Raw genomic sequence first — 20126 nt, 5'->3', positions numbered from 1 at the left:
TCGAACCTGGCGGGGGATGCGAATTTCGGCACCTGCAGAAAACCGCGGCGTGTTGTGGAAAGAGGAGGCTCGGTGGGCTCCGGGCTGCGTGCGACCTTTGACCCGCCGAACCCCGGAGGCTGCAGGTCCGGAGGCTCACGTCGGACGCGGCAGCGGGTTGTCAGGGACGGCCCGTCTGCCTTCAACGAGATTCCGACGCGTCTTGAAACACACGTTTCAAGTACGCCACGTTCGCGCCAAAATTGGCTCGCACATCGCGCGGGTTGCGGGCGTCCCGCGATCGTTCCACGACCAACCAACCCCGCCAGCCCAACCGGTCGAGGGCGCGCTTGATCCGCGGCAGGTCGAGCCCGGGGTCATGCTCGAGAAGCACGCCATCTTCGTTGGTGGCGTGGATTTGCACGAGCCGCTCGGCTCCCAGCGTCTCCAGTTCCGTGACCACGTCCCGCCCGTGCTTGAGCGCCTGGGCGAAATTGAAATAGCTCCGCACGGCCGGGGAGCCGACCGCTTCCAGCAGGCGCACTTCGTCCGCAGCAGGCAGGGACGTCTCCACGCCAATCACCACCCCGGCCGGCTCGGCAAGGCGGGCGGCCAGCCGAAGTCGCTCCACCACGGCCGGGCGAAGGTGCGGATTCTGTTGCAGGTCGGACGGCACACCCAGGGGCAGGAACAGCACGCGGACCCCCAACGCCCGGGCGGTGCGAACCGCGTCTTCGAGCATGCGCGCCACGGTGGGACGCTCGGCGAAGGACTGGGCGTAGAAGCCCGACATGGCGATGGAACAGATGGCCACGCCGTGCTCCCGGGCGGCAGCGAGGAACTCGGCTTGCACTTCCGGCCGCGCCAGCGCGTTGTCAAAGGTCTCCCGCTGCCCCAGCGGGCCCATGTCCACCTCCAGCCCGTCAGCGCCCAATTCGCGGGCCAGGCTGAACGCGCGCACCTTTTGGCGCTGGAGGATCATCCAGTCACATACCGCCACGCGATAGCGGGGCTTTGAAGCCGCAGGGGATTCGCCCTGACCCCCGAGGCGCGAGGCGGTCCAGCCCAGCAGGGTCAGGCCGCCGAGCTGCTTGAGAAAACGCCGGCGGGATGGCCCATGCGCTTCGGGGGAGAGAGGCACGGATTGCGGTTGCGGGTTCATGGACGGCTGGGACTGGAGAAGGACGGTTGCGGGGAGGCCTCACCGCGTGGGGTGCATTCGCGGGTCCAGATTGTTGCGGAGGTCGGTCCAATCCCGGGCAGGGGCGCGGGGGTCCAGACCGTTGATGAAGTCTTCAATGTTGGTGTAGCCGTCGCCGTTGAGGTCGTTGGTCGCGTCGGCGGGATCGCGCGGGTCCAGGCCATGGGCCAGTTCCCATGCATCCGGCATTCCGTCGCCGTCCGTGTCGACATATGGTTCGCCGCGGTAGTTGGGGTAACCGCCGACTTCGTCCGGGTGAGTAATGATGCCGAGGGGCACGAGTCGCTCGATGTTGGCGATCGTCGCCTCCGTGTATCCCACCGTTCGCAACAGCTCGCGCAGTCCGGGCCAGGGCCGCGCCCCGGAGGCTTGTCCGGACCGCACCATCCCGATGATTCGTGCGTCCACGGCATCGCGCCGGGGCAGGGTGGCGCCCGCGTGGCGCAACACCTCCTCGAACGCCTCGGCGGCCGATTGCACCCGCAGCGGGGCATGGGGAAAGGGTTTCTCCGTCCGGATGCGCCGCAACACCTCGGGCAGCGGATCTCGAACCGGATCCGGTTGGACGCCCCCGTGCCAATTGTCCCGCGTCACGCGCGGGTTGTCCTCGACCACGTTGCCCTGCACGAAGGCGAGGCCGAAGTTGTCCAGATTGGTCCGGCTGCGTTCGGACTCGGGTTTGAGAATGCGCCAGGCCACCGGTTGGTCGCGCGGCGTGGCCGGGCCCGGCTTGAAGTAATTGTTGAGAATGGTGAAGTAGCTCCGGTGATCGCCGCCATCGATGGTGCGGTGGACCCAGTTGAAGAGCACGTTGTTGACGAAGGTAAAATCGCCGTACATTCCCACACTGGGGTTGCGCCCGCTGTTACAGGCCCAGAGGTTGTGGTGGAAGGTGCTGTTGAGACCTCCCAGGGTGCTGCCGAACGCGTGATTGTAGGTGTTGAGGGCCTCGCTGAAGATGGAATACTGGATGGTCAGATTGACCGTGGGCAGCTTCAGCTCCGGGGTGGTCGGGTCGCCGTCGTGGTCATACATGTGACGATACAAGGACATGTTCTCGTCCAGCCCCCAGCTGGCGGAGACATGGTCGAGGATGATGTTGCCCACCGGATTCCCGCCCAGGGCATCGTCCCGTTCTCCCACCCAGACCTGGCCGCGTCGAAACCGCATGTGCCGGATCACCACGTCGTGGGTGTCAATGTGAACACTGGCCCCGGCAATGCACACGCCATCGCCGGGTGCCGTGTTGCCGGCGATGGTGATGTACGGCGCCCGAATGCGGACGGGCGATTCCAACCGAATGATCCCTGCCACGTTGAACACCACGATCCGCGGACCGCCCGCCTCGCAGGCCTCCCGGAACGTTCCCGGACCGCGGTCGGCCAGATTCGTCACCACGAACACCCTTCCGCCGCGGCCGCCGAAACTGTACATGCCGCCGCCCCAGGCCCCCGGGAAGGCGGGAATCCTGGCCTGCGGCAAATCCGCCGGCACGGCTGCGCCGGGTCGATACGGTTTGCCCCTGGCCGCCCATTCTTGCACCTCCGGCAGGGCCCGCTGCCAGGCTGCGTCTGCGAGTCGGCGGGCCTCGGCCTGACGCCGCTGGGCCTCGGCGGCCACATCGGCAGGAATCCGCGGATACTGCGCCGCAGCCCAGAAGCCGCTCAAGCCCACTGCGAATCCCAGCAACCGGGCCGGTGACGCAAAGCGCCCTGGCTTCGGATGTGACTTCGTTTGGTTCAGACCGCAGAAGGAAGTTGACCGGTGCATGACTGGATCTGCTTACTCCGCAGGGGCCGGGGCGGACGCCGGTGCCTTCGAGGCCTCGCGCAGTCGGCGTTCGGCCGCCTTGAGGTCGTAGCCGGCCGCGGACAGGTAGTTGTTGATGCGGCCCTTGTAACGATTGAACACTGCGTGTTTTTCGCGGGCCGTGCCCTCGTCCATGGCCAGTTCGCGGGCTTCCAGCAGCCACGAACGAATCTGCTGCTTTTGCGACTCGCTCAGTTCCGGCAAAAGACGGAGATACGCCCGGTAGGTCACCTCGACCAGATTGTAGGTCATGCCGTCCTTCACCTGATCCACTTGTGCGGGGGTGAGCTCGCGGGCCAGCGCCTGGACGAAGTTCGTGTGCAACGCATCCAGTTGGTGCCGCGTGGCCTGCCGGATCCGACTTTCTTCTGCGGCCCGGTCGGGGGCGCCCGGGGAGGCGTCTTTGAGGGATCGGAGCGCTACGTCGCGCTGATCATGGAGGTCGCGCAGGTTTCGATAGTGACGCATCAGAAGGGCGTGGACGCGGTTGGAAGTGTCGAGGTCCTGCAACTGCAGCGGCCGCAGAATGCGCTCGGCCCGGGTTGCGATGGTCTGACGGTAGGCCTCCTCCTCCGGTGCACCGGGAGCAGACAGGCCGGGTTCGGCGGCCCCGGCTCCGGCAAGCAATCGGCCCAGCAGAAACACGAAGCCGAGGATTCTTCCAGACCGGTGGCCGGGCGGAATCCGGTTTCGGCGGGGTTGTTCGCGATCGGCGGATACGAGTTTCATTCGGGCCACAGGAAGATCGTCTCCGTCATTGGCACCAGACGGAGGCGGTCCGGATCCAGGACGACGTGTTTGATGCGTTGGCGCTTCCATGTGTAGGTGATGTGGACAAGACCGTCACGGGTCTGAATCACTGCGGGATAGGCGAACCCGTTGGGCGCCGCGGGATCGTTTTCCAACACGAGGGCGGCAAACCAGCGCCGACCATCCGGGGAGACGGCCACGTTCAACGGCGAGCGCAGGTTCGGTCGGGCCGCATGGTTGTACACCAGCAATTGACGACCGTCGCGCAGGGTCACGGCGTCGGTGCCGGCGTTGGGGTTGGGCAGTGCGGTCAGCCGCATGCGGTCCCAGGTCCGGCCGCCGTTGCGCGACCAGATTTCGAACAGGCGTCCCTGTCGAGTCCGCCCGAGGGCCTGCAGGCGATCCCGGGAATGGACAAGGATGCTGGGTTGGATGGCGGCGATGGTCTTGCCGTCGTTGAGCGGTGGTGTGCGAGTCCAGGTCCGTCCCAGGTCCGGCGTTCGCTCGAAATGCACCCGCCAACCTTCCCGTCCCTCGGTGCTTGAACCGCACAAGAGCTCGCCGTTGGGCAGTTGCACCGGCTTGTTCTTGATGGGACCGAGAATGCCCTCCGGCAGTCGCTCCGGTTCCGACCAGGTGCGCCCCCCGTCGAAGGACCGTTTGAGCATGCCCCACCAGGTGCTGGGGCTGGGTCCGACCTTGTAAAAGAGCAGCAGGGGCCCGTCGCGGGGCTGGAACAGCACGGGATTCCACGTGGGGTAACGAACCGTGGGCGACTCGACTCCATTGGCCACTTCCACCGGAGGCGTCCATTGGCCGTTCTCGTGTCGGGACACCCAGATGCCCACGTCCGGATGCCGTTCGTGCGTGCCGCCGAACCAGGCGGCCACCAGACCGGAGGGGGTCTCGACGATGGTGGAGGCGTGACACGACGGAAACGGGGCCGTCTCGAAGATGAACTCCGTGCGCACCACGCCGGGCGGCGGATCCCCGGAGGATGCAGCCCACACTTGCATACACCAGCATAGCATCATTGCCGGGATCCATCCGGGCGGGCGACCCGCCGGGTGCCGGGGCCGCGCAGAGCCAAGGACCGTTCGCCGACGGGTTCCCCGGGACGCGCCGGTGACCGATTCGCCGCAACCGGCCGGGGCAGCGGAGGAAGGGATGCTGGATTTCATGGACAGACAATATGGTAGCGACCGCTGCCCACGCGCAATTGCAGGGTTTGGGCCTCGTGCGCCGACTGGAGCACACCCGGTGCTTCGTGAGGGGCGAGCCCGTTGACCCGCGCTTGTTCAGGCGCTCGAGTGGGCACCTCCAGACGCGCGAGGCTGTTGGGGGGCACCTCCACCTCCCATTCAAATCGGTCGGCGTGACGGCGCCACTCGCTGTGCACCCAGCCATACGGAGTGAGCCGGCGCGCCTTGACCCAGGCCAGACCGGGCACGGGATGCGGCCGCATGTGGAGCTCTTTGAAGCCGGGTGCGCCCTCGGCGGGAGCGATCCCGGCCAGGCATTCGTACAGCCACAGCACCAGGTCGCCCACCAGCATCACGTGATTGCCGGAGTTCATCGCCGGGTCGGCGGTGTCGCCATTCCACAGCTCCCAGATCGTGGTGGCTCCCTGGCGGACCATGTAACCCCAGCCGGGATACTCGGTCTGGGTGGCGATGCGAAATGCCAGGTCCGCACGTCCGAACCGGGTGAGCGTGCGCATCAGATGCTGGCCCCCGATCAGGCCGGTGCCGATGTGGCCCCGGGTCACCTCTTCGATGTTCCGGACCAGGCTGGCAAAAACCCGCGACCGCTCCCGCTCGGGCGCCAGGTCCAGGGCCAGGGGCAGCACGGATGAGGTTTGCGTGCCGTTGTCGTACTGCCCGCGCTCCGGATCGTAGAAGCGTTGATGGAAGGCCGCTTGCATCTGCCCGGCTTGATGGTCCCAGTCCCGGGCCTCGTCCTCGCGGCCCAGCATTCGGGCAAAGCGGGCCAGCAGCCGGAGATCGTGGATGAAATAGGCCGTGGCGATGAGCGTGGGATGGGTTCGGCGCGCCGGGTCACGCGAATGAATCAGGGTGGGGTCCTCGGGTGGGACGCACCAGTCACCGTAACTGTCCCGATGAACCAATCCGTTCGTCACGAATTGGCTCATGTAACGGATCCATCGCACCGCCGCGGGATACGTCTCGGCAATGAAGCGCTCATCCGCGTACTGGCGGTACAACACGTGCGGCGCAATCAGCAGGGTGCTGGGCCAGGTGACGTTGTCGGAGTAGATGGGCCAGTAGGCGGGGGCCACATCCGGCACACTGCCCGAGGGCCGTTGCGCATCCACGATGTCCTGCATCCATTTCCGGTAGAAGTTGGCCACATCGAAGAGATATGCCTCCCCGGCGCATTCCTCGGAACGATCCCCCAGCCAGCCCTGTCGCTCGTCCCGTTGCGGACAGTCGGTGGGGATGCTCCGGTAATTGCCGCGCACGCCCCAGACCACGTTTTGGTAGATTCGGTTGAGCAACGGATAGGAGCAGGCGAAATCCCCCGCCGGCCGGAGGTCGTCGTGAACCACACAAGCGGTCAGGGTTCGAAGGTCGGGTTGCCCCGGATACCCGGTCAGCTCGACGTATCGAAATCCGTGGTAGGTGAACCGTGGCTCGTAAACCTCCCATCCGCTGCCCCGCAACGTGTAGCGGTCGGTCTGACGTGCTCCGCGCAGATTGGCCATGTCGAGCAAACCGTCCGGACCCAGTCGCTCGGCGTGGCGCAACTGGACCGTGGTTCCCGCGGGGCCGCGGACGCGCAGGCGACACCATCCGACCAGGTTTTGCCCGAAATCGTAAATCCACACCCCGGGGCGTGGCTGGGTCAATCCCACCGGGGCCAGCTGCTGTGTGACGCGGATGGGCTCGATGGGCTGCGCCTGCAGCGTGCCCGGCCAGGGGGCGAGTCGTTGGGCAGGTTGCCAGCCGGTGTCGTCGAACCCCGGCTCGGTCCATCCGGGCCATTCGCGGCGGGCGTCATATGCTTCGCCGTCGAATTCGCTGTTGGCGCGGATCGGGCCCTGGTCGGTGATGCGCCACGTCTCGTCGCTGACGATTTCTGTGACCGAGTCGTCGGTGTGTTCGATCCGGAGATGCAACAAAAGTCTGGGGAACCCGAAACTGATGGTGCCCGCGTAAACCCGGCTCCGGTCGGCGTAGAACCGGCCGTTGCCCAAGATCACCACGAGGGCGTTCCGGCCGCGGCGCAACAGGTCGGTCACTTCATGAGAGACGTAATAGACACGGCGGTCGTACTGACTGAGCGCCGGTGAAAGCACGGCGTCGCCCACGCGGCGCCCGTTCAGGTAAACCTCGGACAGTCCCAACCCGGACCAGTGCAGCAGTGCACGTCGCACGGGGCGGTCCAGTGCGAACTCTTTGCGCAGGTAACGCGCCGGCAGGGTGCGATCTTCTGCTGTCCACACCGGGCCCCACGGGTCCATGCCCACCGGTCCCACAACCTGCGCATTTTGCCAGTGCCGGTCGTCGAAGTTCAGTTCCTGCCATCCGGGCTCCTCCCGGTCGCTGACCTTCCAATGCGCGTCGGTCGGTACGACCAGCGGCGGACCGGAATCGAACTCGACCACCAGGCGTCCCACGACGCCGGCGGGTTTGCCGTCCTGCTCGTTGCGTCCGGTCAGCCCGAGCACGTAGGTTTGGCCGGGGACGAGTCGCGTGGTCAGGTCGTTCCACTTGACGCGGCGGGGGTTGTTGCGCGCCCCCAGGTCACGACCATTCAGCCAACCCCGGCATTCGTTGTCGCCCGTGTACTCGAAGATCGCCCGGACAATACGGCGCCCGGCCGGCAGCGTGACCACTCGCCGGAACCAGTTGGTCCCGGCCGGAGCCTCGAGGGCGCGAGGCACCTGCGGGTGCCAGATCCAATGAGTTTCCGCCAGCCAGTTGGTCGTTTCCCGGCCCTCCAACCCGATCCAATGGGCGCGCCAACCGTCGGGGTCCAGGATTCCCATGGTCCAAGAGGCGGGTTGGCTCCAGGCCGAAGCACATCCGTGGTTGTCCCAGACGCGTACACGCCACCAAACGGTTTGATGCGAACCCAGGGGGCGGCCCTGATAGGGCAGATACAGGGATTGGTCGGAGGAGCACGGTCCCGTGTCCCACAAGTCCGGCCGGCCCGCAAGGAGCAGGTCCGGGCGCGAAGCCGCCTGGATGTGGTAGGCGGTTTGCAGCACGTTGGGATGGTCGGACTCGATGCGCCAGCTCAGTCGGGGCGCTTGTTGGTCCACACCGCAGGGGTTGCTGCGGCCTTCGCAGCGCAGGTCTACAACGCGCAGTGCTCCGGCGGCGCCCGGGGATGCCGACAGCCACACACCGGCGCAAACAAATCCGGCGTATCGAATCCACTTCCCCAGAGCCGACCGCCTTCCGGGAACGGCCGGAGTCCACGGCCCGGGCGCTGCGGGATCGGCGTCGGTACGGACGCTCCTCATGGGCTCATGAATAGGTCGGGACCACCCTTGGCCGCAACGCGCGATGGGCGTGGGCCGCTGCTATTTTTCATGCGGATTCTGCCACGTGCGCGCACGGGGCCCGGAGCCGGCAGCCCCCGGCAGCCCGCACAGCCCGGAGGGCGGGGAGTGCGCGGGACAAGGAGTTGTCTGCAGGCCGCCCGTTTGACAGCCGCGCCGATCTCCCGGACCATGAGAGGCATGGCAAGAAAGAAAGTCCCGGTGGCCCGCTTTACCGTCTCCGTGCCCGCGGAACTGCTGCGCGAGCTCGACCGGATGGCGGCCGAGAAAGGGTACAACAACCGTTCGCTGGCCGTGGCGGACATGATCCGTGACGAACTGGTCGAGCACCGTCAAAGAACCGGCCAGGGGGAAATTGTGGGGACCCTGACGCTGGTGTATGACCATCATACCCGGCACGTGCAGGAGACCCTGACCGAATTGCAGCACGAGCATCACGAGCGGATCATTTCCACCGTCCACGTGCATCTGGACGCGCACCATTGTCTGGAGGTCCTGCTCATGCGAGGACCGGCGCCACAAATCAAGCGCATCGCCGACGCCCTGATCGCCGCCCGCGGCGTGAAACACGGGAAACTCACGGTGACGACCACCGGACACGATCTGCCCGGCTGAACTCCGGTCCGGGGCGAGGGACACACAGGGAGTCCCCTGCCTGCCTCTGTTCCCGAGCCCAGCCGGCCTTCTCGCCCGGCCGTTCCGTCGCCCCGCGCCGGGATCGGTGGCGACCTCCCGCTGGTGAGCCGACCTGTCGGAGAGGTTGCCGAGCTGCCAGTGAACAGGCGCCCCCCGATTGAACACGAACCGCCCCGGTTTTTTTCCCGACCCGGGCGCCGGTGCTCCCCTCCGGGAGGGATTGGGCCGCTCTCGTCACGGGATTCGTCCGGCTGGAGGGGCTGGCAAGTCGAGGCAACCGGGCGTTCGGGTCAAAGCAGACCGGTAAACACCGGCCGTGCCCCGCCGGCGGTTTGCACCCGGGGCCGTTGTTTCAGACCGGGTCGTCGGACCGGGGAGCGTGCTCCGATCCGGCTTGCGCCCGGGCCGCCCGCGGCACCGAAGCGGCTTGTCGGGTGCAGGCGGGTCCTCTACAGTGCCGGTGGCCGCAGGACACAACACCGAGGTCGCCTATGCCGTACACCTCCAGACAATCCTACAATTCCAGCCAGGTGCTGGCCGTCGTCATGGGCGGCGGACAGGGTACGCGACTGTTTCCGCTGACCAAGTACCGGGCCAAACCGGCGGTGCCGTTGGCGGGGAAATACCGAATCGTGGACATCCCCATCTCGAACTGCATCAACTCGGGCATCCTCCGGATCTACGTGTTGACCCAGTTCAATTCCACCTCCCTGCACCGGCACCTGTCGCAGACCTACAAATTCGACCAGTTCAGCGGCGGCTTCGTCGAGGTGCTGGCCGCGCAACAGACTCTGACGGACAGTTCGTGGTACCAGGGGACCGCGGATGCCGTGCGGAAGAACCTCGTCCATTTCATGAACCACGAATGGGACTACCTGCTGATCCTGAGCGGGGATCAGTTGTACCGCATGGACTTCCGTGAACTGATCGCCCAGCATGTGGAGACGCGGGCCGACATCACCCTGGGCGTGGTGGCGGTGCCGAAGGAGGAGGCCCATCACTTCGGTATTCTGCAGGTGAGCGAGGACTGGCGGATCCACCGGTTCGTGGAAAAGCCGCGTGATCCGGCCGTGCAGGATTCACTGAAGCTGGACCCCGCCTGGCAGGCCCGGCTCAACCTTCAGACCCGCGGGGAGGTGTTGCTCGCCTCCATGGGCATCTACGTCTTCAACCGCGATGTCATCACGCGGGCGCTGGACAACACGCTGGTGGATTTTGGCAAGGATGTCATTCCGGCCATGATCAGCCAGTACCGCGTGTTTGCCTTCCTCCATAACGGGTACTGGGAGGATATCGGAACCATCCGCGCCTTTTTCGAGGCGAACCTGGACCTGACGGCGGACCTGCCGCGGTTCAACTTTTTCGACATGACGGCACCGATCTTCAGTCGGCCACGGTTCCTGCCGGGCTCGAAACTCAACAGTGCGCACGTGGATCACGCCGTGGTTTCGGACGGCTGCATCATCAACCATTCCCGCATTTCCCACAGCGTGATCGGGTTGCGCAGTCTGATTTCGGAGGGCTGCGAACTGCGTCGGGTCGTCCTGTTGGGCTGCGATTATTACGAGTCGGCCGAGTCGATTCGGGCTCATGAACAGGCCGGCATCCCGCGGATCGGCATCGGTCGCAACACGCGCATTGAAAACGCGATCATCGACAAGAATGCGCGAATCGGCGACAACGTGGTGATCTCGCCCGCCGGCAAGCCCGAAAACCTGGACCACGAGCTGTATTACATCCGGGACGGGATCGTGGTGATCCCGAAAAATGCCGTGATCCCGCACGGCACGGTCATTTGAGCGGACCTGTTTGCGGCGAGGGCGGCCGGTGTACCGACAGGTCCCTCGGCGCCGTCGCGGGCGCCGCGGTCAGGGGCTCCGCGGCGACCGCCCCGGGCAGCAGGATTTCCCGCAGGTCCGCCAGGAAACTGTCCACGTCCTCTTCCGTGGTGTCCCAGCTGCACATCAGCCGCGATTCTCCCGGGGAGATGACACCCGTGTAAAAGTGCCATCCCCGCCGGTGCATCGCCTCCACCACGCCGGGGGGAAATCGCACGAAGACGGCGTTGGACTCCACCGGGTAACAGATCTCCACGCCGGGAAGGGACCGCAGCCCTGCGGCCAGCCGTTGCGCCATGGCGTTGCTGTGACGTGCATTGCGCAGCCAGGTGTCCTGCTGGAGCAGGCCCAGCCATGGCGCGGACAGAAAGCGCATCTTGGAGGCCAGCTGCCCCCCTTGTTTGCAGCGGTAATCGAATTCCCGGGCCAGCTCCCGGTCGAAAAAGACCACGGCTTCCCCCACCGCCAACCCGTTCTTGGTCCCGCCAAAGCACAGCACGTCCACGCCCACCCGCCAGGTCAGATCGGCCGGCCGCACCCCCAGGTGCGCAACCGCATTGGCAAACCGTGCGCCGTCCATGTGCACCCGCAATCCAAATCGGTGTGCGGTCTCGCACAACGCCTGCAATTCCGCCACCGTGTACGCCGTCCCCAGCTCGGTGACCTGGGTGAGGCTGAGGGCCCGCGGCTTGGGGTAATGGATGTCGCTGCGCCGGGTCACGGCATGCGCCACGGCCTCGGGCTGCACCTTGCCCAGGGGGCCCGGCAACAGCAGGATCTTGCTGCCGTTGGCGAAAAACTCGGGTGCCCCGCACTCCGAGGTCTCCACATGCGCCAGCTCGTGGCACAGAATGCTGTGGTAGGACTGACACAGGGTGGCCAGCGCCAGCGAGTTGGCCGATGTCCCGTTGAACACGAAGAACACCTCGCAGTCCGTCTCGAACAACTCCCGGAGCCGGTCCGACACCCTGGCCGTCCAGGTGTCCTCCCCGTAACTGAATTCGTGACCGTGGTTGGCTTCCGCCATGGCCGCCCACGCCTCGGGACAAATCCCGGCATAGTTGTCGCTGGCGAACTGGCGGATCCGCCACGGACTGTTTTGGACCCTGCGTTGATTCGTCATGCGTACGTATGTACCGCCAGGGACGGTGTCCAAGAAAGCCTTATATTGTCGGCACTCTTCTGGAAAGCCGCCGTCCGGAACCACCTCGTCATCCCGGCAGGCCCGAACAGCTTCTCCCAATCAGGGGCGGAGAAATCGGTCGTGGGCACTGGTCTGCGGAAAAAAACGCGTTCTCCAGCGAGGGTGGGGAGAGGGATCTGAAAAGGGCCGCACCGGCCCCCTGTTTGACGGGGCGTCTCACTCGGCGCCACTGTTTCGCGACAGGGCGCGATCCCCTTTTTCCGCCCCGGTCGGGGCCGCGGCGTTCAAACGGGGCGGGCCGTCAGGGACGGGGTCCGACCGGGTTGGAGGGACGGGGCCCTCCGGCGGCCGGCCAAACCGAACCGGCGCGTCGCAGCATGTGGTAGATGTGGTCTTTCAGCTTGGCGCGACGCATCTTGAGCTCTTCCAGCTCCTGGTCGGTCGCGTATTCAATTTCTTCCTCGATCCGGTACACCGCGTCGTCGAGCCGATGATACTCCTCGTACATCTTCCGGAAGTGCTCGTCACAACCCTTGAGGTAGCGAATGGTGTCGCGGTACTCCGGGAACTCCTTGAGGATCGGATGGTGCAGGTCCATGGTACATCATCTCCGTTCCGGACCAATCGGTCGGCTTGTATCGTAACCGTTTCTCAACATTCGACAAGCCCGCATCGATTCGGTTCAAAAAGAAGGGCACATTTCAGGTTCCGGATACCCCCGACAGCTCGGCAGCGTTCTGGGCGTCGCCGGCACGGGAAGACACGGGAAAAGGGCATTGGCCCGGGTCCGTGAATTCGGGGCTCAAGAACGGAAATGAGCTCCATGAAGATGGTCGTTTGACTCCGAGGAACGTGGCGCAAAGCCCTCGGGTCAGGCTCACCCGCCCAAGAACGAGCGGGTCGGCCCGCAACCGGGTGCACTTCAGAGCGTTGCGTCCTCCACCCTGCCCGCCTCAGCCGCGCGGGCTCAAAAGACTTGCGGACCCTCCGTGAGGAGGACGTGCCTGTCCCTTTGAGCTCTGCAGACCGGCGTTCCTGCAAAGGGCGCTTCAACGAGAACTGCCGGGGTGGGCCCGGTCCGGCACGATTGCAGTTCCCGACCCCCCGCGACGGGGGCGTGCGGAAGCGGCCGGGCCCACTCTCGCGTTGCTCCCCGCCACAAAAGCCCGTTGAATGGAACGCGATGTTGGCAAAACGTGTCATCCCGTGCCTGGACGTGCACAACGGCCAGGTGACCCGTGGCGTCCGGTTCGGTCGGGCCGAAGCGGGCGAGCTGCGCAACGTGGGAGATCCGGTGGAGCTGGCCCTGCGCTACAACGAACAGGGTGCCGACGAGATGGTGTTCTTCGACATCACGGCCAGTGCTGAAGGGCGGGCGGCCATGGTGCAGGTCATCGAGCGGACAGCCGAACAGTGTTTCATGCCGCTGACGGTGGGCGGCGGCATCCGCACGGTGGAAGACATGTATGTCATGCTGCGGGCCGGGGCAGACAAGGTCAGCATCAACACCGCCGCGCTGGCTCAACCCGACCTCATCCGGGCCGGCGCAGAAAAGTTCGGCAGCCAGTGCATCGTGGTCTCCATCGATTGCAAACGGGTGGGACCCGACCAATGGAGGGTTTTTTCCCACGGCGGGCGCCGGCCCACCGAGTGGGAGGCGGTGGCCTGGGCCCGGGAGGCGGTCCGTCTCGGCGCGGGCGAAATCGTGCTCAACAGCATTGACGCCGACGGTACCCGCGCCGGCTACGACCTGGAAATCACCCGACGCGTCAGTGAGGCGGTCAACGTGCCGGTGGTGGCCAGCGGAGGCGCCGGTTCCCTGGAACACATGGCCCAAGTGCTCCTGGAGGGCCGGGCCGATGCCGTGCTGGCCGCCAGCATCTTCCACTTCGGCGATTACACCGTGGGCGAGGTCAAACGTTACCTGGCATCTCGCGGCATTCCCGTACGGTTGGAGCCGGAGATCGAACTCGACCTGCCCCGATCGCCTCGCGGCTGAAGGGCGAGTCCCCGCCCCTGTGCCATTGGACTCCCCGCAACCGAGGTGCGTGGTTCCCGCCTCAGGCGGTGTTTGCCGCGCGCAGGGGTCGCACCACGACCGGATTGCCCACCGCGAGATGGCCGGCTGGAACGTCGCGTGTCACGACCGCTCCCGCCCCCACGACGGCGCCGTCCCCGATGGTCACCCCCTTGAGCACGATCGCCCGCGCGCCGATGAACACACCGCGGCCGATCCGAATCGGTTCCGCGGCTTCCGGCCCCGCCACCGCCCATGTCCCGGACGGGCCGGGCACGTGAAAATCGGTGTCCATCAGCATTGCTTCGGCGCCAATGATCGTGCCCTCTCCCACCCTGATGGACCGTGCTGCGCACAACACCGCCGCACTCAAACCGCTGCGCGGCGCCAGATGAATCTCCGCCCCCGCATACAGCGTTCGCAACGTGGCCGGGCGAGTGCTCCCCAGCGGATTGCTGCGAAGTGCACTGTTGAGCTGAACGCCGTCCCCGAGCACGATGCGTGAGCCGGGCGCCCGCGCCAGACACGGTCGTCCCCGAAACCGCACCGCCCGGCCCAGGTCGACCCCCCGGAGGCGGGCTTCCAGCTTCCACAGCCATTCCCACCCGCGCCAACGAAGCTCCAGTATCCACCGGGCCGCGGAACGCACGGCACTGCCCGAGTTCATGAGCCGGATTGTCCGGGCAGCCCGCCCCCGGAGCAAGGGGAACCGCGCTCGGGGGTTGGCCCGGACGGCCGGCAGGAGCGGTGGTGGTGGGTCGCAAACCGTTGGCCGGCCGGATTGCGAAACCTCCATGCGCAGGGCCGTCGCCCGCCCGAGACGTGTTCACCCCTGCACAGTTCACCCGCTCGGAAACCGGCGGGTCGGCCCCGAAAAACCCCTGAGCCGAGCTTTCGACCCCCATGGATCCCGCGACCGGGGCCCCGGGTTCCCGACCGACTCCTCAGGGCTCGGGCGCCGGTTCTGTGCCAGGCCCTGCCGATTTGGGCGCACGGGGCGCCGCGGAGGGGTGCGTGGACGGAAGGATCCGGGATCGGGACAGGCTCGAGGCTTCGCAACCACCAATTTTGACGCCTCGCGGGGCTGGCTGACGGAATCGGGGGCGCTTCAGCAGCTTCGGGGTTTCTGTCTTGCGAGGGGTTTCTTCGCCCCGGCTTGCGCGGACGGCGCCCAAAGAAACCTGGCCCTCGCCGTGGGCTCACAGGTCTGCGCGAAGAAACCGCAAAAAAAGCTCGTCCCCCACCCGCTGCCGGCGAACACAGCGCAGGGCCAGGGCCTCGGCCAGGCCGGGGAAGCCGAGGCCGTCGCAGATCGTGGGGGCGGCGCGGCCGCCGACGATCCATGGACAGATCGTGAGATAAAGCTCGTCCACCAACCGCGCGCGGAACAGTCCGTCATTGACCTGGCCGCCCCCCTCGCAAACCAGGCGTCGCACGCCCCATGCTCGGTGCAGCCACCGCAGGGCCGCCGGCCAGTCCAGTTCTTCCTTACCGAACACCTCCACGGCGTCGGCCACCCTGCGCAGGCGGGCCAACCGCTCCGGCTCGATCCGCTCCGTGGTCAAAATCAGAATCGGCGAAAAGCGCTTGCGGAAGAGGTGAGCCCGGGTGGAGAGGGAACCGGATCCGCTCACGACCACGCGGAGGTTGTACTCGGCCAGGCCCCGGCGCAGGCGCAGTTGCCGAAACCGCCGCGGCCCGGGACCGAGATCGATGGCGCCGGACTCCACCGTGCGTGCCCCGGCCAGGACGGCATCTGCCGTGGCGCGCAGCGCCAGCAAATGCTCGTGGTCGGTGGCGCTGCCGAAGCTGGCAATGCGGCGGTTGGCCGTGGCGATTTTCCCGTCGGCCGACATGGCCATGTTGACCACGACCCACGGTCGATCGGGCCATGCGTTCCGCCGGACAGGGGCATGCACAAGCCGCGTCACAGAATCAGCATCGCGTCGCCGTAGCTGAAAAATCGGTACCGCAATCGAATGGCCTCCGCATAGGTCTCCAAAATCAGGTCGCGCCCCTGGGTGCCCCCCGGAGCGGCGAAGGCGCTCACCAGCATCAGCAGGGTCGAACCGGGCAGGTGGAAGTTGGTGATCAGCGCGTCCACGACGCGAAAGGAATACGGCGGGTAAATGAACAGCCTCGTGCGCCCGCGGGTGGGCCGGATCTCGCCGTCATACCAGGAAGCCACGGTCTCCAGGACCCGCACGGTGGTGGTGCCCACGGCGACGATGCGACGCCCCTCCCGCCGGGCCGCAGCCACGGCCTCGGCCGTCGCCTCGGGCAGCTCGAAGCGCTCCTCGTGCATGACGTGCTGCTCGATCCGGGGCACACGCACCGGGGCAAACGTGCCCAAACCCACGTGCAGCGTCAGAAAATGAATCCGGACCCCCTGGCGCCGCAGCGTTTCCAGGAGCTCCGGCGTGAAATGCAACCCGGCCGTGGGCGCGGCCGCCGACCCGGGGACACGGGCGTACACGGTTTGATATCGCTCCCGATCCCCGGGCTCCTCGGCACCGTCCTGCCGCTGGATGTACGGCGGTAGCGGCATGTGCCCGAGACGATCGAGCTCCGCGAAGATGTCAGCGACACCGGAAAACCGAACCCGGTGCTCGCCGCCTTCGCCTTTCTCGACCACCTCGGCAACAATGGAAGTGGGCCGGGCATGCACGTCCAGCAGCTGGATGCAGGTGCCGGGCCGGGCGCGCTTGCCCGGACGCAACAGGGCCTGCCAGTCGTTGCAGGCGTTCTGCTCCAGCAACAGCAACTCGAACGCACCGCCGGTGCGACGGTTGCGCCCTTGCAATCGCGCGGGGATGACACGGCTGTCGTTCAGCACCAGTACATCTCCGGCCCGCAGATAGGCCGGCAAATCGGCGAACTGGCGGTGCTCGCGAATTCCGGTGTGCCGATGCAGGACCAGCAACCGCGATGCGTCGCGACGTTCCGCCGGGTGTTGCGCGATCAGCTCCGGCGGCAGTTCGTACTGGAAATCTTCCACCCGCATCGGCTCCGATGCTAACGCCCCGACGGCCGGTGGATCGATGCCAAAGCGCCGGGCCGGGGCGCGGGGCCGAACGGCTCGGGACAGAAGGTTCGCCGCCGGCGACCGAACCTCCGCCGCCTCTTCGGAAAGCAACCGTCCCTACAGGGTTCCGCCTCCGCAGGGACCGTTTCCCCGGCGACCCAGACCGTCAGGGGCGGTCGGCCTGGTGCCGGCTGTCCGGCGCGGGACGATGGGCCGCCGCCGCGAAAGGGTGCGACCGGCTCAGGCCACGGCTGCCGCCTCGGATTTGACGATCCAGTCGTAACCCTTGGCCTCCAGCTCCAAGGCCAGTTGGCGATCCCCGGACCTGACAATGCGCCCGTCCACCAACACGTGAACGAAATCGGGGATGATGTAGTTGAGCAGGCGCTGGTAGTGCGTGATGACCAGCTGGGCATTGTCCGGCCGGCGCAGCTTGTTGACGCCGCTGGCCACGATCTTGAGGGCGTCGATGTCGAGCCCCGAGTCGGTTTCGTCCAGGATGGCCAGTTTGGGTTCCAGGAGCGCCATCTGAAAAATCTCGGCGCGTTTTTTTTCACCGCCGGAAAAGCCCTCGTTGACCGAGCGCTTGAGCAGTTCCTCGGGCAGGTCGAGCAGCTTGACCTTCTCCTTGACGAGGTTGAGGAACTCCATGGCGTCCAGCTCCGGCAGACCGCGGTGTTTTCGAATCTCGTTCACCGCCGCTTTGAGGAAGTAGGTGGTGTTGACGCCGGGGATTTCCACCGGGTACTGGAACGCCAGGAACAGCCCTTCCCGGGCGCGCTCCTCCGGGTCCATTTCCAACAGATCGCGACCGCAGTACCGCACCTCGCCACCGGTGATTTCGTATCCCTCGCGTCCGGCCAGGATGGCCGCCAGCGTGCTCTTGCCGCTGCCGTTGGGACCCATGATGGCGTGCACCTCGCCGGCGTGAATCGTCAGCGTCACGCCTTTGAGAATCTGACGTCCTTCCACGCCCGCGCTCAGATTGATGATCTCGAGTATCGGTTCTTTTGCCATGTTCGTGAATGCTCCCCAAAGCAAACCGGGCGCCTCGAGGCCGGCGTCCGCCGGCTGGAGCGGCGGGTTCCGTCCGGCCCGGAGAACCCGGAACCGCGGCCCTGACTCCGCGTGGTCACCACGCAGGCGCCCCGTGCACAGCCGCCTCTGCGGACACCTGCCCGCCGGCCGGCCGGCGACGTGAGCCGCATTTTGTCACAACTCCCGCCGGTGTGCAAATCCACGCTCAACAGGGGAACGACCCGGATGTATTCCACCGGTGGCGCTGTCCGTGGTCCGATGCTCCGGACACCCACGCCGGGCCGGTGGGGCGCCCTTCAGTTCGGGGAGCGGGCCGGCATGAAACGGAGCCGGTCCCTTGGGCGACGGACGTCGGCGCGGGGAAAACCCCGGTTCGGATCCGGGCGCTTGCCGTCAGGATCGGGGAGGGCTGGCGGGATCAGCCGCGGGTCGGGCGGGCGCACCCGCTTCGTGCGGCGCAGCCGGCGAGCGGTCGCCGCAAAACGTGCCGACATGAGGGGGGTGGCCGCCGTTGTTGCCCGCCGCAACCTGGGTGCGCACCTCGGCCGCCTTGCGCGCCGCGGAAAGATGTCCCCGCCCGATGGAACAGCCGTTGAAAGCCTGCACCCTGGCCCCGTCGGGCGACGGTTTGGGCCGGGGCCGAATGTTGTAGAGAAAATTCTTCCAGTGATCACCGCGGCGATAACTGGTGCCCAGAGCGCCGCTGGGATCGTAGCCGCAGTGGACCATGCAGTTCTCGCACCTGGGATCCCGGGCCACGCCGTTGACCACGCCGTACTTCTCCCAGTTCACCTTTTCCAGCATTTCGGCGTAGGTCGGATAATGCGCGTCGGTAATCAGGTAGCAGGGCGCCTTCCAGCCCTTGATGTTGTAGGTCGGGATGGCCCAGGCGGTGCAGGTCAGTTCCCGCAGCCCGGCCAGGAATTCCTGGTACACGGGCGTGCCGAAGATGTTGAACTGCCGGCCCCACTCCAGGATGCGGGCGAATTTCTGGCGCGTCATGGCGCGCGTCAAAAAGAATTCTTTCGGGTCCTTCCCCAGGCGCTTGATCATGTCCTTCTTGGCCGCGTCGTAGTCGTAGCCGGGGGAAATGGTGTGTCCGTCCACGCCCAGCCAGGAGAAGAACCGGAACATGTCCTCGATCTCCTGCACGTCGGTCTCGCGGTAGACCGTCGTGTTCGTGGCGACCTGGAACCCGAGGCGTTTGGCCATTTTGATGGCCGCCACGCATTCGCGGAAAACCCCTTCACGCTCGACGATCAGATCGTGAGTGTATTCCAGGCCGTCGATGTGGACGTTCCAGTAGAACCAAAGGCTGGGCCGGATGACCGGGCGCCCGTCGCTCTTGCCCTTGCGGATGGTTTCGCGCTGCGCCGGGGTGATGAGTTCCTCGGCCAACAGTTGCTCCAGCAGGGGCTCCTGGGCCGGACTGTAGGTGGCGGCCAGGTAATCGCAAAGTTTGCGACGCATGAACACGCCGTTGGTGCAGAGATACACGATGCGCCCCTGCTGCAAGAGGCCCTCCACCAGTTCCTCGATTTTCGGATAGATGAGCGGTTCGCCCCCGCAAATGGACACCATGGGCGCATCGCATTCGGCTGCCGCGGCCAGGCACTTTTCCAGCGGCACCATGTCCTTCAGGCTGGTGGAGTATTCCCGGATGCGCCCGCAGCCGGTGCAGGTGAGGTTGCAAGTGTGCAGCGGTTCCAGCTGCAGCACCATGGCAAACTTGGGCGTGCGCCGCAGTTTGTGTTTCAGGATGTGACCGGCAATCTTGAGCGTCAGAGGCAGGGGAAAACGCATACGGGCTCCTTGGAGGGTTCAAGACACCAAAGGCGACACCCGCGGGGCCGACTCCGGGCTGTCGACGACCGGCTCCGTGCCCGGCGCGGGCTGCTGGATGAACCAGAGCGGGGAGACGGGAACATTGGCGTTGAATCCCCCGCAACCGGTACCCAACCAGGCCACCAACCCCAGAGCCAGGGCGGTGATGCTGCTGATGTTCGCTCGCTTCACGTGGTGGCAACTATAGAACGGGAACGCGGGCCTGCAACCCAGAACTCGGGACGCAGCCCCGGAGACGCCGGTTTTCAGTTGCTTTTTGGGGCGGTCGGCCCGCTTCATGATGCGGATGTCAATGAGCGAGGAACATCAGGCG

At 66.2% G+C, this 20126-nt stretch carries 16 protein-coding genes; 3 read left to right on the top strand and 13 right to left on the bottom strand.

Annotated features, from left to right (window positions below; translation table 11 throughout):
- Positions 1-181 precede the first annotated feature (181 nt).
- The 5 genes from ACPDIT_RS02390 to ACPDIT_RS02370 form a co-directional block, all read right to left on the bottom strand.
- Complete coding sequence (locus tag ACPDIT_RS02390; RefSeq protein WP_423441209.1) at positions 182-1141, bottom strand: sugar phosphate isomerase/epimerase family protein; 960 nt, start codon at positions 1139-1141, stop codon at positions 182-184.
- A gap of 39 nt (positions 1142-1180) precedes the next feature.
- Entirely contained in the window at positions 1181-2854 is a 1674-nt protein-coding gene (locus ACPDIT_RS02385) for a polysaccharide lyase (RefSeq protein ID WP_423442560.1), read from the bottom strand.
- 108 nt (positions 2855-2962) lie between these two features.
- Positions 2963-3718 (bottom strand): DUF3826 domain-containing protein, encoded by a 756-nt coding sequence (locus ACPDIT_RS02380; protein ID WP_423441208.1) that lies wholly within the window; start codon positions 3716-3718, stop codon positions 2963-2965.
- The gene (locus tag ACPDIT_RS02375; protein ID WP_423441206.1) at positions 3715-4755 is read right to left on the bottom strand and encodes a sialidase family protein; all 1041 of its coding nucleotides are present in this window, start codon (positions 4753-4755) and stop codon (positions 3715-3717) included. The genes ACPDIT_RS02380 and ACPDIT_RS02375 overlap by 4 nt, the downstream gene beginning before the upstream one ends.
- 161 nt (positions 4756-4916) lie before the next feature.
- Positions 4917-8231, bottom strand: coding sequence for a family 78 glycoside hydrolase catalytic domain (locus ACPDIT_RS02370; protein ID WP_423441204.1), 3315 nt, complete (start codon positions 8229-8231; stop codon positions 4917-4919).
- 219 nt (positions 8232-8450) lie between these two features.
- On the opposite strand from ACPDIT_RS02370, the gene nikR reads away from it, so the two are divergent.
- Together nikR and ACPDIT_RS02360 are read left to right on the top strand one after the other, a co-directional pair.
- Complete coding sequence (nikR, locus tag ACPDIT_RS02365; protein ID WP_423441202.1) at positions 8451-8885, top strand: nickel-responsive transcriptional regulator NikR; 435 nt, start codon at positions 8451-8453, stop codon at positions 8883-8885.
- Positions 8886-9397: 512 nt separating this feature from the next.
- Positions 9398-10705 carry a glucose-1-phosphate adenylyltransferase gene (locus tag ACPDIT_RS02360; RefSeq protein ID WP_423441200.1) on the top strand — a complete coding sequence of 436 codons (1308 nt, stop codon included), beginning with the start codon at positions 9398-9400 and terminating at the stop codon, positions 10703-10705.
- Here ACPDIT_RS02360 and ACPDIT_RS02355 read toward each other — a convergent pair.
- Both ACPDIT_RS02355 and ACPDIT_RS02350 read right to left on the bottom strand, forming a co-directional pair.
- The gene (locus ACPDIT_RS02355; RefSeq protein ID WP_423441199.1) at positions 10698-11867 is read right to left on the bottom strand and encodes a threonine aldolase family protein; all 1170 of its coding nucleotides are present in this window, start codon (positions 11865-11867) and stop codon (positions 10698-10700) included. The two genes, ACPDIT_RS02360 and ACPDIT_RS02355, sit on opposite strands and share 8 nt — an antisense overlap.
- Before the next feature lie 322 nt (positions 11868-12189).
- The gene (locus tag ACPDIT_RS02350) at positions 12190-12486 is read right to left on the bottom strand and encodes a YdcH family protein (RefSeq protein ID WP_423441197.1); all 297 of its coding nucleotides are present in this window, start codon (positions 12484-12486) and stop codon (positions 12190-12192) included.
- Positions 12487-13071: 585 nt separating this feature from the next.
- Between ACPDIT_RS02350 and hisF the strand changes: the two genes are divergently transcribed.
- Positions 13072-13887, top strand: a complete 816-nt coding sequence (hisF, locus tag ACPDIT_RS02345) for an imidazole glycerol phosphate synthase subunit HisF (RefSeq protein WP_423441195.1) — start codon at positions 13072-13074, stop codon at positions 13885-13887.
- Between the two features lie 61 nt (positions 13888-13948).
- Here hisF and ACPDIT_RS02340 read toward each other — a convergent pair whose 3' ends face one another.
- The 6 genes from ACPDIT_RS02340 to ACPDIT_RS02315 all read right to left on the bottom strand — a co-directional run bounded on the left by ACPDIT_RS02340 (position 13949) and on the right by ACPDIT_RS02315 (position 19984).
- Complete coding sequence (locus ACPDIT_RS02340; protein ID WP_423441193.1) at positions 13949-14572, bottom strand: acyltransferase; 624 nt, start codon at positions 14570-14572, stop codon at positions 13949-13951.
- 532 nt (positions 14573-15104) lie between these two features.
- Complete coding sequence (locus ACPDIT_RS02335; RefSeq protein ID WP_423441191.1) at positions 15105-15836, bottom strand: RibD family protein; 732 nt, start codon at positions 15834-15836, stop codon at positions 15105-15107.
- Positions 15833-16909: a tRNA preQ1(34) S-adenosylmethionine ribosyltransferase-isomerase QueA gene (queA, locus tag ACPDIT_RS02330; RefSeq protein WP_423441189.1), complete on the bottom strand. Its 1077-nt coding sequence runs from the start codon at positions 16907-16909 to the stop codon at positions 15833-15835. Before queA ends, ACPDIT_RS02335 begins: the two co-directional genes overlap by 4 nt.
- A gap of 261 nt (positions 16910-17170) precedes the next feature.
- Positions 17171-17947, bottom strand: a complete 777-nt coding sequence (gene sufC, locus ACPDIT_RS02325) for a Fe-S cluster assembly ATPase SufC (protein WP_423441188.1) — start codon at positions 17945-17947, stop codon at positions 17171-17173.
- 414 nt (positions 17948-18361) lie between these two features.
- Entirely contained in the window at positions 18362-19771 is a 1410-nt protein-coding gene (gene hpnH / locus ACPDIT_RS02320) for an adenosyl-hopene transferase HpnH (RefSeq protein ID WP_423441187.1), read from the bottom strand.
- Between the two features lie 18 nt (positions 19772-19789).
- Positions 19790-19984 (bottom strand): hypothetical protein, encoded by a 195-nt coding sequence (locus tag ACPDIT_RS02315; protein WP_423441185.1) that lies wholly within the window; start codon positions 19982-19984, stop codon positions 19790-19792.
- Positions 19985-20126: the final 142 nt, after the last annotated feature.

It is taken from the genome of Limisphaera sp. VF-2 (assembly GCF_049537125.1).
Classification (GTDB): domain Bacteria; phylum Verrucomicrobiota; class Verrucomicrobiia; order Limisphaerales; family Limisphaeraceae; genus Limisphaera.
Note: the sequence above shows the minus strand (reverse complement) of the source record. Positions and strands in the feature narration are given on the sequence as shown.